This is a genomic window from Alkalilimnicola sp. S0819 (assembly GCF_009295635.1).
GTDB lineage: Bacteria > Pseudomonadota > Gammaproteobacteria > Nitrococcales > WHIW01 > S0819.
On record NZ_WHIW01000002.1, the window covers coordinates 244,733 to 256,644 of the forward strand.

Consider the following 11,912-nt stretch of genomic DNA (forward strand, 5'->3'; position numbering starts at 1 on the left):
ATGGGCAAGATCATCGGTATCGACCTGGGCACCACCAACTCCTGCGTGGCAGTGATTGAAGGCGGCAAGCCCCGTGTCATCGAGAACAGCGAGGGTGACCGCACCACCCCCTCCGTCGTCGCCTTTGCCGAGGACGGCGAAATACTCACTGGGCAACCGGCCAAGCGTCAGGCGGTGACCAACCCGCATAACACCGTGTTCGCGGTGAAGCGCCTGGTGGGCCGCAAGTTCGCCGAGGACGTGGTGCAGCGCGACGTCAAGGAAATGCCCTACAAGATCGTCAAGGCCGACAACGGCGACGCCTGGGTGGAAGTGCAGGGCAAGAAGATGGCCGCGCCGGAAATCTCCGCCCGCACCCTGCAGAAGATGAAGAAAACCGCCGAGGACTACCTGGGCGAGGAAGTGACCGAGGCGGTGATCACCGTGCCGGCCTACTTCAACGACTCCCAGCGCCAGGCCACCAAGGACGCGGGCAGGATCGCCGGCCTGGAGGTCAAGCGCATCATCAACGAGCCCACCGCCGCAGCGCTGGCCTATGGCCTGGACAAGGAGCGCGGGGATCGCAAGGTGGCGGTCTACGACCTGGGTGGCGGCACCTTCGACGTCTCCATCATCGAGATTGCCGAGGTGGACGGCGAGCATCAGTTCGAAGTGCTCTCCACCAACGGTGACACCTTCCTGGGTGGCGAGGACTTCGACCGGGCGGTGATCAACTACCTGGTGGCCGAATTCAAGAAGGACCAGGGCATCGATCTGTCCGGCGATCCGCTGGCCATGCAGCGCCTGAAGGAGGCCGCCGAGAAGGCCAAGATCGAGCTGTCCTCCACCAGCCAGACCGAGGTGAACCTGCCCTACGTCACCGCCGACAACACCGGGCCCAAGCACCTCAACATCAAGCTCACCCGGGCCAAGCTGGAATCCCTGGTGGAAGAGCTGATTCAGCGCACCATCCAGCCCTGCAAGGTGGCGCTGAAGGATGCCGGCCTGTCGGCCTCCGAAGTGGAAGAGATCATCCTGGTGGGCGGCCAGACCCGCATGCCCAAGGTGCAGGAAGCCGTGGAGCAGTTCTTCGGCAAGGCCCCGCGCCGGGACGTGAACCCGGACGAGGCGGTGGCCATCGGCGCTGCTATCCAGGGCGGCGTGCTGGGCGGCGACGTCAAGGATGTGCTGCTGCTGGACGTGACCCCGCTCTCCCTGGGCATCGAGACCCTGGGTGGCGTGATGACCAAGATCATCGAGAAGAACACCACCATTCCCACCAAGGCGAACCAGGTGTTCTCCACCGCCGAGGACAACCAGGGCGCGGTGACCGTGCACGTGCTCCAGGGCGAGCGCGAGATGGCCAGCGCCAACAAGTCCCTGGGCCGCTTCGACCTGGCGGACATCCCGCCGGCGCCCCGCGGCGTGCCGCAGATCGAGGTCACTTTCGACATCGACGCCAACGGCATCCTGCACGTTTCCGCCAAGGACAAGGGTACCGGCAAGGAGCAGTCCATCGTCATCAAGGCCTCTTCCGGCCTCAGTGACGAGGAGATCGAGCGCATGGTCAAGGACGCCGAGGCCCATGCCGACGAGGACCGCATGGCTCGGGAGTTGGTGGAGGCCCGTAACCAGGCCGACACCATGATCCACGCCACCCGCAAGTCGCTCAAGGAAGTGGGCGACAAGGTGGACGACGCCGAGAAGGAAGGCATCGAGGCCGCCATCGGTGAGCTGGAAGAGGCCATGAAGGGCGATGACAAGGACGCCATCACCGCCAAGACCGAGGCCCTGGCCGAGCGCTCCGGCAAGCTGGCCGAGAAGCTCTACGCCGAGCAGGGCGGCGATGCGGCGGGCGGCGCCGAACAGCCCGAGCAGGGCGCGGCCGGCCAGGACGACGTGGTCGATGCCGAGTTCGAGGAAGTGGACGACAGCAAGAAGTAAGGGCACCCGCCCCTGGCGCGCCGTCGCGGCGGCGCGCATATGGCGACAAGGCGTGGGGGCGAGCCCTCGCGCCTTTGTCGTTTGTCGACAGGCGGATCTGTATACTGCGCGCTTCTCGCGTGGCACGGCAGGCCCGCAAGGTACACGAGCCCACAGCAGGCTGTAAGCGAACATGGCGAAACGCGATTATTATGAAGTTCTGGGCGTGGCGAAGAATGCCGCCGACGCGGAGCTGAAGAAGGCCTACCGTCGGCTGGCGATGAAGTACCACCCGGACCGCAACCCGGGCGACACGGAAGCCGAGAACCAGTTCAAGGAAGCCAAGGAAGCCTACGAGGTACTTAGCGACTCGCAGAAGCGAGCCGCCTACGACCAGTTCGGCCATGCCGGTGTGGACGGCATGAGGGGCATGGGTGGCGGCGGGCCCGGTGGCGCCAGCTTCTCGGACATCTTCTCCGATGTGTTCGGCGACATCTTCGGCGGCGGGGGCGGTGCGCGGGGCGCGCGCGTGTTCCGCGGCGCGGATCTGCGCTACACCCTGGAGATGAGCCTGGAAGACGCGGTGCGCGGCAAGGACGTGGACATCCAGGTGCCCACCCTGGTCGCCTGCTCGGTGTGCGAGGGCAGTGGCGCGGCGAAGGGCAGCTCCCCCCAGACCTGCCCCACCTGCCATGGCCACGGCGATGTGCGCATCCAGCAGGGCTTCTTCTCCGTGCAGCAGACCTGCCCGCGCTGCCATGGCGAGGGCCGGGTGATCACCGACCCCTGTCGCAGCTGCCATGGCCGCGGCCGGGTGGAAGAGCGCAAGACCCTGTCGGTGAAGATCCCCGCCGGTGTGGACAGCGGCGATCGCATTCGCCTGAGCGGCGAGGGCGAGTCCGGCGAGAACGGTGGCCCGCCCGGCGATCTATACGTGCAGGTGGCGGTGCGCGAACACGCCATCTTCAAGCGCGACGGCGCGAACCTGCGCTGCGAAGTGCCCATCAACATGGTGGTGGCGGCGCTGGGCGGTGAGCTGGACGTGCCCACCCTGGACGGGCGTGTGAGCCTGAAGATTCCCGCCGGCACCCAGAGCGGCAAGGTTTTCCGGGTGCGCGGCAAGGGCGTGAGCCCGGTGCGCGGCGGCGGCCCGGGGGATCTGCTGGTGCGGGTGAACGTGGAAACCCCGGTGAACCTCACCCGCGAGCAGTCCGAGCTGCTGGAAAAACTGGGGGAAACCCTGGATGCCGGCGCCGGCCGCCACACCCCCGAGGCCAGCTCCTGGCTGGACGGCGTCAAGCGCTTCTTCGATGATTTGAAATTCTGATTCTATTCGGTGGGGATATCCACAGCGGCGCAGAGACACAGAGAATCACAGAGTCGGGAATGATGACGATTTTCCGAGGTTCTCCGCGGAACTTTGCGCCCTCTGCGCCGCTGCGGTTACCCCCCGCCAGACCTCGATGTTAGGAGACGAAAACCCTATGACCCGTATCGCTATCGCCGGTGCCGCCGGCCGCATGGGCCGCACCCTGATCGAGGCGGTGCTGGCACAACCCGCGCTGACACTCACCGCCGCCGTGGACCGGCCCGGCGGCAGCCTGATCGGCGCCGACTGTGGCGAGCTGGTGGGGCAGGGCACCCTGGGTGTCCGGGTCAGCGATGAGCTGGCCGCAGTACTGGACGATTTCGATGTGCTCATCGACTTCACCACCCCCGAGGCCACCGTGGCGAATGTGGCGGCCTGCCGCGCCGCGGGCAAGCGCATGGTGATCGGCACCACGGGTCTGAGCGAGGCACAGCGCGAGGTGTTGCGCGAGGCCGCGGCCGACATGCCCATCGTTTTCGCCGCCAATTACAGCGTGGGCGTCACCCTGTTGCTGAAACTGGTGGACACCGCCGCCCGGGCATTGGGGGACGATTTCGACGTGGAAGTCATCGAGGCGCATCACCGGCACAAGGTGGATGCCCCCTCGGGCACCGCTCTGCGCCTGGGCGAGGCGCTGGCCGGGGCACTGGGCCGTGATCTGCGCGAGTGCGCCGTCTACGGCCGCGAGGGCCATACCGGTGCGCGGGATTCGAAGACCATCGGTTTCGAGACCATCCGCGGCGGTGACATCGTCGGTGACCACACCGTGCTCTACGCCGGTATGGGCGAGCGCATCGAGCTCACCCACAAGGCCTCCAGCCGCATGACCTTCGCCAGCGGCGCGGTGCGCGCCGCCGCCTGGCTGATGGAGCAGCCCGCCGGCCTTTACGATATGCCGGACGTGTTGAACCTGAAATAAGCCCGGGGCGGGATCCTCGATCCCGCCTTCGGCTGCATCACCCCCACGGCGGGGGCGACTCAGGCGAAGAGGCGCTTCAACACCCCTTCATACATGGCCGAGAGCTGGTCCAGCTCCTCGGCGCCCACATTCTCGTTTACCGCGTGGATGCTCGCATTGGTGGGCCCCAGTTCCACCACCTGCGCGCCGGTGGGCGCCACGAAGCGCCCGTCCGAAGTGCCCCCGGTGGTGAGCAGCCGCGGCGGCTCGCCCCGCACCTCGGCCACCGCGGCGTACACCGCCTCCACCAGTGGGCCGGTTTCGGTGAGAAAGGGGCGGGCGGAGACCTGCCAGTCCACCCGATAATCCAGCGCGTGGCGCTTGAATACCTCTTCCACCCGGGCCATCAGCTGCTCGGCGGTGGTTTCGGTGGAGTAACGCCAGTTCAGCAGGGCTTCCAGCTCGCCGGGAATGACGTTGGTCGCACCGGTGCCGGCGTGGATGTTGGATACCTGAAAACTGGTGGCGGGGAAGAATTCGTTGCCCTGGTCCCACTCGGTGGCGGCAAGCTCCGCCAGGGCCGGGGCCAGGGCGTGCACCGGGTTCAGCGCCAGATGGGGGTAGGCCACGTGGCCCTGCTTGCCCAGCACGGTCAGCCGGGCGTTGAGTGAGCCGCGGCGGCCGTTCTTGACCACATCGCCGCACTGCTCGGTGCTGGAGGGCTCGCCCACCAGGCACATATCGATGTGTTCGCCACGGGCGGTGAGTGTTTCCACCACCTTCACGGTGCCGTCCACCGCCGGGCCTTCCTCGTCGCTGGTCATCAAAAAGCCGATGGCGCCGCGATGTTGCGGGTGCTCGGCGATGAAGCGCTCCAGCGCGGTGACGAAGGCGGCGACACTGCCCTTCATGTCGGCGCTTCCCCGGCCGTAGAGACGGCCGTCGCGGAGGGCCGGCTCGAAGGGCGGGCTGTCCCATTGCGATGCGGGGCCGGTGGGCACCACATCGGTGTGGCCCAGAAAACACAACAGCGGGCCGTCCTGGCCGCGCCGGGCCCAGAGATTGTCCACCTCGCCAAAGCGCAGGTGTTCGCAGCGAAAGCCCAGGGCCTGCAGCCGCTCGGCGAGCAGGGCCTGGCAGCCAGCGTCGTCCGGTGTGATGGAAGGCCGGCGGATCAGCTCGCAGGCGAGCTTCAGGGTGGGGGACATGGGGTCGCTCCTACGGGGCGGGCGGGTTCGGCGGGGTGTCCTCGCCGAACAGCGTGCTGTAGTCGGCCTCGTTGAAGCCTACGCGGATGCGGTCGGCGTGTTCCAGCACGGGGCGCTTGATCAGGGTGGGGTGCTCGGCGAGCAGAGCAGGGGCGTTGGCGGCGTCGGCGGTGGCCTTCAGCGCCCCGTCCAATTGACGCCAGGTGGTGCCGCGGCGGTTCAGCACTTGCTCCCAGCCGCAGGCCTCGCACCAGCGCGCGGTCTGCTCGGCGCTCAGGCCGTCAGCGCGCAGATCGTGGAAGCGGTAGTCCACGCCGCGCGCGTCCAGCCAGCGCCGGGCCTTGCGCACGGTATCGCAGTTCTTGATGCCGTAAAGGGTGGTCATGGGCGGGTGTTCCTGTCACTTCCTTATAATCGCAGAGACGCTGAGAACGCAGCGGGGAAGGAAAACGTATTACCACAGAGGCACAGAGATCCACGGAGAATCACAGAGATTAAAGACTGCTTGCAGCAACGTCTCTTTCACCTCTGTGGCCCTCTGTGAACCTCTGTGCCTCTGTGGCGAATTGTTTTCTCCGCGCTCCTCTGCGTCCTCCGCGGTGAAAAAACCGTCCGCTAGCCCTTAAGGCCGCAGCAGTTCGTTCAGGCCGACCTTGCTGCGGGTACGGGCGTCCACCTGCTTGATGATCACCGCGCAGGCCAGGCTGTGGCTGCCGTCCTCGGCGGGCAGGCTGCCGGGTACCACCACGGAGCCGGCGGGCACGCGGCCATAGCTGATCTCGCCGGTTTCGCGGTTGTAGATCTTGGTGCTCTGGCCGATGAACACGCCCATGGAAATCACCGCGCCTTCCTCGACGATCACGCCCTCGACGACCTCGGAGCGGGCGCCGATGAAGCAGTTGTCCTCGATGATGGTGGGGTTGGCCTGCAGCGGCTCCAGCACGCCGCCGATGCCCGCGCCGCCGGACAGATGCACGTTCTTGCCGATCTGCGCGCAGGAACCGACGGTGGCCCAGGTGTCCACCATGGTGCCTTCATCCACGTAGGCGCCGATGTTCACATAGGAGGGCATCAGCACCGCGCCCGGGGCGATGTAGCTGCCGCGACGGGCCATGGCCGGGGGCACCACCCGGACGCCGCCCTCGCGGAATTGCTCGCTGTTGTAGTCGGCGTACTTGAGCGGGACCTTGTCGAAGAAGTTGGTCACGCCGCCGCGCATCACACCGTTGTCGTTGAGACGGAAGGAGAGCAGCACGGCTTTCTTCAGCCACTGGTTGACCTGCCAGTCGCCGTCGCGCTTCTCGGCTACCCGGGCGCGCCCGGAATCCAGCAGCGCCAGGGCCTCTTCCACCGCCTCGCGCACCTCGGCGGGGGCGGCGGCGGGGTTCAGCTCGGCGCGCTTCTCGAAGGCCTGTTCAATGACCGTCTGCAGGTCTGCCATGGGGGACTCCTTGTTGCGGTTCGGTGAAATTCACAAACTGTTGACGTAAGCGCGAAGCCGCTCGGCGGCGGCCACGCATTCCTCGTAGTCGGCCACCAGGGCGATGCGCACATGGTTGGCACCCGGCACGCTGCCGTGAGCCTCCCGGGAGAGGAAACTGCCGGGTAGCACGGTGACGTTCTGCTCGCGGTACAGGCCCAGGGCGAAATCGGTATCGGCGATCGGTGTGCGGGGCCAGAGATAAAAGCCCGCTTCGGGCAGGCGGTAGTCCAGCACGCCGCGCAGGATACGGTCCACCGCCGCGAACTTCTCCCGGTACAGGCGACGGTTCTCCGCCACGTGTGCCTCGTCCGCCCAGGCGGCGATGCTCGCCTGCTGCACGTGCTCCGCCATGGCCCCACCGTGATAGGTGCGGTAGAGCAGGAAGGCGCGCAGCAGTTCGGCATCGCCCGCCACGAAGCCGGAGCGCAGCCCCGGGGCGCTGGAGCGCTTGGACAGGCTGTGGAAGACCACGCAGCGGGCGTAGTCGTGCCGGCCAAGCTCCGCGCAGACCTGCAGCAGCCCCGGGGGCGGTGCCTGCTCGTCGCTGTAGAGCTCGGAGTAGCACTCGTCGGAGGCGATCACGAAATCATGCCGATCCGCCAGTTCCAGCAGGCGTCGATACTGCTCGGCCGGCAGCACCGCGCCGGTGGGGTTGCCGGGGCTGCAGAGATAAATGAGCTGGCAGTCGTCCCAGACCGCCTCCGGCACCGCGTCCAGATCCGGCAGATAACCGTTCTGCGGGCCGCAAGCCAGATAATACGGGCGGGCGCCGGCGAGCAGGGCCGCGCCCTCGTAGATCTGGTAGCCGGGGTTGGGCATCAGCACCTTCGCCGCCGCCCCCCCCTGGACGACGGTCTGAGCGAAGGCGAACAGGGCCTCGCGGGTGCCGTTGACCGGCAGTACCTGCCGCTCCGGATCCAGGCCCGTGAGCCGATAGCGATTCTCCAGCCAACGGGCAATCCCGGCGCGCAGCTCGGGCTGGCCGCGGGTGGCGGGGTAGCGGCCCAGCCCCTGTGGGGCGGCGGCGCACAGGGCGTCGGTGATCAGTGCGGGCGTGGGGTGCTTGGGCTCGCCGATTGCCAGGCTGATGTGCGGGGCGCGGGTTTGAACCGCCTCACCCTGCTTCAGCGCGGCCAGGCGCTCGAAGGGGTAGGGCAGCAATTCGTCCAGATGGGGGTTCATACAGCGCTCCAGGCCGCGTGCCGGCGAGTGATTATAGGGCATTGGGCGTGGCGGTTCAGCCCGTGCGCTCGTCGCCGCCTTCCTCGGCCGTGGGGGGGAGAGCCGGCTGGTGGGCGCCGCTTTGCGAGGTGAGCTGCGTGCCTTCGCCACCCAGCAGTTCATCCAGCGCGCCGCGCAGGCATTCGAACTGCCGGGGGTCGGAGATGGGGCGGCCCGCGTCATCGGTGATGAAGAACACGTCCTCGGCTCGCTCGCCGATGGTGGTGATCTTGGCGTTCTTCAGCCGTATATCGCAGGTGGTGAACGCATACCCCACCCGCGAGAGCAGGCCGGGCCGGTCCCCGGTTATCAGCTCCAGCACCGTGTGGTGGCTGCGCACGTCATTGCTGAAGCTGAGCTGGGTGGCGGTGCGGAAATGCCGCAGCCGCCGGGGCAGCGGCCGGGTGGAGGGCTGGGGCAGGCGCTCGGTGTCCTGAAGCGCATCGCGCAGGCGCAGGGCGATCTCTTCCACCCGCCCGCGCTCGGTCACCGGTTCGCCCTGCTCGTCCAGCACCAGGTAGCTGTCCAGGGTGTAGCCGCCGTCGGTGGTGATGATGCGCGCGTCCTGGATGTCCAGATTCAACTGGTCCAGGGTCGATGCCGTGAGCGCGAACACATGTCCCACATCGCGGGTGTAGACGAAGACCTCGGTGCCGCCGCGGGGGCCGCGGGGGTTGATCAGCACCAGCGGCAGATCCTGGGGGCGGGCCTTGGCGATGGCGGCGGTGTGCCAGGCGATCTCCTCGGCGGAGTAGCGCAGGAAGTAGTCATCGGTGAAGCGTCGCCAGATGCTGCGCACGGTCATGTGGTGCAGCCCGCGGGCCCTCAGGCGGTGACGGGCGTGGGTCTGGGTCTCGCGGATCAATTCCTGATCGCCCATGGGGTCGCCCAGGCCCCGGCGCAGGGCACGCTTGGTGCTGCTGTAGAGCTCGGCGAGCAGGGAATCCTTCCAGGAGTTCCACAGCGAGGGGTTGGTGGAGCGGATGTCCGAGACCGTGAGCAGGTACAGGTAATCCAGGTGTATGTGGTCGCCCACCTGGCGGGCAAAGTCGTTGATGACCTGAGGGTCGGCGATGTCCTTGCGCTGGGCGGTCATGGACATGAGCAGGTGGTTGCGCACCAGCCAGGCCACCAGACGCGCATCGTAGCTGCTCAGGCCGTGCTCGGCGCAGAAGGTGTAAGCGTCCTCGGCGCCCAGCACCGAGTGGTCCCCGCCGCGGCCCTTGGCGATGTCGTGGAACAGGGCGGCCAGGTACAGCAGCTCCGGCTTGGGCAGCCGGTTCATGATGGTGCTGCACAGGGGGAATTCGTGGGCGTGCTTGGGGATGGCGAAGCGGCGCAGGTTGCGCAACAGCATCAGGGTGTGGGAATCCACCGTGTAAGCGTGGAACAGATCGTACTGCATGCGCCCGGTGATCTGGCCGAAGGCCGGGATGTAGCGTGCCAGCACACCGTAGCGGTGCATGCGCCGCATCTCGTGGGTGATGCCCTGGGGCTGGCGCATGATCTCCATGAACAGGCTGCGGGCGCGCAGATCGCGCCGAAAGCGCGCATCCACCAGGTTGCGGTACTGGCGGATCAGTCGGATGGTGGAGGCGCGCACGCCCTTCAGCTCCGGGTGTTGCTGCATCAACAGGAACACCTCCAGCAGGGCGAAGGGATAGCGCTTGAAGACGTTTGAATGGGTGACCTCCAGGAAGCCGCGCCGGGCCTGGAAGCGTTTGTTCAACACCACAGGCGCTTCGTCGTCATCGGCGTAGAGGATCGCCTCCTGGAAGAGCTGCAGCAGCATCTCGTTGAGCCGGCTCAGGCCCATCACCACCCGGAAGTAGCGCTGCATGAACTGCTCCACCGCCAGGTTGTGCTCCTGGTCCTGGTAGCCGAACTGCTCCGCCAGGCGGATCTGGTGATCGAACAGCAGCCGGTCTTCGCGCCGCCCGGCCAGGGTGTGCAGGGCGAAGCGCACGTTCCACAGGTACTCCTGCCCCTTGGCCAGCGACTGATGTTCGCTCTCGGTGAGAAAGCCGTGGCCCACCAGGTCGTGCAGGGTTTCGGCGCCGAAATGGCGCTTGGCCACCCAGCCCACCATCTGGATGTCGCGTAGCCCGCCCGGGCCCTCCTTGATGTTGGGCTCCAGGTTGTAGGCCGTGTCCTCGTACTTGGCGTGGCGCGCGAGTTGCTCTTCCCACTTGGCGCGGAAGAAATCCCGGCTCGCCCACAGTCGCGCGGGGCCGGTGTCCTCGCGCATGGCCTGATACAAGGCCGGCTTACCCGCCAGCAGGCGGGATTCCATCAGATTGGTGGCGACGGTGATATCGGCTTCGGATTCGCGCACGCAGTCGGCCAGGGTGCGCACGCTGTGGCCCACTTCCAGGCCGATGTCCCAGAGGAAAGTGATGAATTGCTCCAGCCCCTCGGCGGCGGTTTCACCGCCCTCGGGCAGCAACACCATGATGTCCACATCGGAGCCCGGGTGCAGCTCGCCGCGCCCGTAACCGCCCACAGCGCACAGGGCCGCCTCGGTGGAGGGCTCGCACAGCCGCCAGGCCCGGCGCAGCAACTCATCCACCAACCAGGCGCGTCGCGGCACCAGGTCCGCGGCTGACACCCCTTCGGTGAAGCGCTGGGCCAGTGTCCGGTCGCCTTCCTTCAGTGCATTGCGGAACAGGGCGATGGGCGCGGTGCCCCCCTTCAGCGCGATATCGAAGCTCTGGCCGTCGAACAGGGCCGGGTCCGAAGGGGTTTGCGGGCACATGGGCTCAGGCGTCCCGAGGCGAGAGGGTGAAGATTTCGTAGCCGGTCTCGGTGACCAGCAGGGTGTGCTCCCATTGCGCCGAGAGGCTGTGGTCCTTGGTCACCACCGTCCACTGGTCCTTGAGCAGTTTGGTCTCGCGGCGGCCGGCGTTGATCATCGGCTCGATGGTGATGGTCATGCCCGCCTCCAGGGTGAAGCCGGTACCGGGGCGGCCGTAGTGCAGGACCTGCGGATCCTCGTGGAACTCGCGGCCTATGCCGTGGCCGCAGTACTCGCGCACCACCGAGAAATTGCGGCTCTCGACGTATTGCTGAATGGCGTGGCCGATATCGCCCAGCTGCACCCCGGCACGCACCTGCTCTATGCCGATGTGCATGGCCTCCTTCGCGGTCTCGCACAGGCGCCGAGCCTGGATGGAGGGCTCGCCCACATAGAACATGCGGCTGGTATCGCCGTGGTAGCCGTCCTGGATGACGGTGACGTCGATATTGATGATGTCGCCTTTCTTCAGGCGCTTGCCGCCGGGAATGCCATGACAGACGACGTGGTTCACCGACGTGCAGATGGACTTGGGAAAGCCACGGTAGTTGAGCGGCGCGGGGATGGCCCCCAGTTCGTCGACGATGTACGCGTGGCAGATCCGGTCCAGTTCCTCGGTGGTAACCCCCGGCTGCACGTGTTCGCCGATCATGTCGAGCACCTGGGCGGCCTGGCGTCCGGCGACGCGCATTTTCTCTATCTCTTCCGGGGTCTTGATGGTGACGGACATGCTATTCAAACCTGGTCGGGTGTGTGGCTCGCGAGGCCCTGGGGCGGGCCGCGAACGGGCGCTCGGTGGGCGCGTCGCGAGGGTGGCCGGGCCGGGGCCGAAACGGGCCTCGCAAATTGTGGCCGGCAGGCGAGTATGGTATAAAGCGCGCGCCTCTCAGGCAAATTCAGCGAAAGCCCCGGAGCGGTTGTTCCGTGGTTTTCGCCAATCGTCGCACAATGCGGCAAATCCACACATGCACCGTCACATGCGGTGGGGTGCCCCTGAAACCAAAGGGGTTATCGCATGCGGGTGTATGGAGGACCAA

The 11,912-nt window shown here is 66.9% G+C and carries 9 protein-coding genes; 3 read left to right on the forward strand and 6 right to left on the reverse strand.

The features are described 5' to 3' along the window. From dnaK to dapB, 3 genes are all read left to right on the forward strand, one after another. A complete protein-coding gene (gene dnaK / locus GBG68_RS02730) occupies positions 1-1,923 on the forward strand; it encodes a molecular chaperone DnaK (RefSeq protein WP_152144856.1) in 1,923 nt (640 codons plus the stop codon). Positions 1,924-2,095: 172 nt separating this feature from the next. Next, on the forward strand, positions 2,096-3,229 hold the full coding sequence (dnaJ, locus tag GBG68_RS02735; protein ID WP_152144858.1) for a molecular chaperone DnaJ: 1,134 nt from the start codon (positions 2,096-2,098) through the stop codon (positions 3,227-3,229). Between the two features lie 157 nt (positions 3,230-3,386). After that, on the forward strand, positions 3,387-4,190 hold the full coding sequence (gene dapB / locus GBG68_RS02740) for a 4-hydroxy-tetrahydrodipicolinate reductase (RefSeq protein ID WP_152144860.1): 804 nt from the start codon (positions 3,387-3,389) through the stop codon (positions 4,188-4,190). 59 nt (positions 4,191-4,249) lie between these two features. Here the strand turns inward: dapB and dapE are convergent, their stop codons facing one another. The 6 genes from dapE to map all read right to left on the reverse strand — a co-directional run bounded on the left by dapE (position 4,250) and on the right by map (position 11,605). After that, positions 4,250-5,377: a succinyl-diaminopimelate desuccinylase gene (gene dapE, locus GBG68_RS02745; RefSeq protein WP_152144862.1), complete on the reverse strand. Its 1,128-nt coding sequence runs from the start codon at positions 5,375-5,377 to the stop codon at positions 4,250-4,252. Between the two features lie 10 nt (positions 5,378-5,387). Then, complete coding sequence (locus GBG68_RS02750; protein ID WP_152144864.1) at positions 5,388-5,762, reverse strand: ArsC family reductase; 375 nt, start codon at positions 5,760-5,762, stop codon at positions 5,388-5,390. Between the two features lie 237 nt (positions 5,763-5,999). Beyond that, entirely contained in the window at positions 6,000-6,818 is an 819-nt protein-coding gene (gene dapD, locus GBG68_RS02755; RefSeq protein WP_152144866.1) for a 2,3,4,5-tetrahydropyridine-2,6-dicarboxylate N-succinyltransferase, read from the reverse strand. Positions 6,819-6,848: 30 nt separating this feature from the next. Further along, positions 6,849-8,042: a succinyldiaminopimelate transaminase gene (dapC, locus tag GBG68_RS02760; protein ID WP_152144868.1), complete on the reverse strand. Its 1,194-nt coding sequence runs from the start codon at positions 8,040-8,042 to the stop codon at positions 6,849-6,851. 55 nt (positions 8,043-8,097) lie between these two features. Continuing rightward, the gene (gene glnD, locus GBG68_RS02765; RefSeq protein WP_152144870.1) at positions 8,098-10,836 is read right to left on the reverse strand and encodes a [protein-PII] uridylyltransferase; all 2,739 of its coding nucleotides are present in this window, start codon (positions 10,834-10,836) and stop codon (positions 8,098-8,100) included. Between the two features lie 4 nt (positions 10,837-10,840). Continuing rightward, the gene (gene map, locus GBG68_RS02770) at positions 10,841-11,605 is read right to left on the reverse strand and encodes a type I methionyl aminopeptidase (RefSeq protein WP_152144872.1); all 765 of its coding nucleotides are present in this window, start codon (positions 11,603-11,605) and stop codon (positions 10,841-10,843) included. Between the last annotated feature and the right edge of the window lie 307 nt (positions 11,606-11,912).

What these genes read in the sequence shown, in the direction of transcription:
- dnaK (WP_152144856.1), top strand. Translation starts at nt 1, where the DNA reads ATGGGCAAGATCATCGGTATCGACCTGGGCACCACCAACTCCTGCGTG.
- dnaJ (WP_152144858.1), top strand. Translation starts at nt 2,096, where the DNA reads ATGGCGAAACGCGATTATTATGAAGTTCTGGGCGTGGCGAAGAATGCC.
- dapB (WP_152144860.1), top strand. Translation starts at nt 3,387, where the DNA reads ATGACCCGTATCGCTATCGCCGGTGCCGCCGGCCGCATGGGCCGCACC.
- dapE (WP_152144862.1), bottom strand. Translation starts at nt 5,377, where the DNA reads ATGTCCCCCACCCTGAAGCTCGCCTGCGAGCTGATCCGCCGGCCTTCC.
- GBG68_RS02750 (WP_152144864.1), bottom strand. Translation starts at nt 5,762, where the DNA reads ATGACCACCCTTTACGGCATCAAGAACTGCGATACCGTGCGCAAGGCC.
- dapD (WP_152144866.1), bottom strand. Translation starts at nt 6,818, where the DNA reads ATGGCAGACCTGCAGACGGTCATTGAACAGGCCTTCGAGAAGCGCGCC.
- dapC (WP_152144868.1), bottom strand. Translation starts at nt 8,042, where the DNA reads ATGAACCCCCATCTGGACGAATTGCTGCCCTACCCCTTCGAGCGCCTG.
- glnD (WP_152144870.1), bottom strand. Translation starts at nt 10,836, where the DNA reads ATGTGCCCGCAAACCCCTTCGGACCCGGCCCTGTTCGACGGCCAGAGC.
- map (WP_152144872.1), bottom strand. Translation starts at nt 11,605, where the DNA reads ATGTCCGTCACCATCAAGACCCCGGAAGAGATAGAGAAAATGCGCGTC.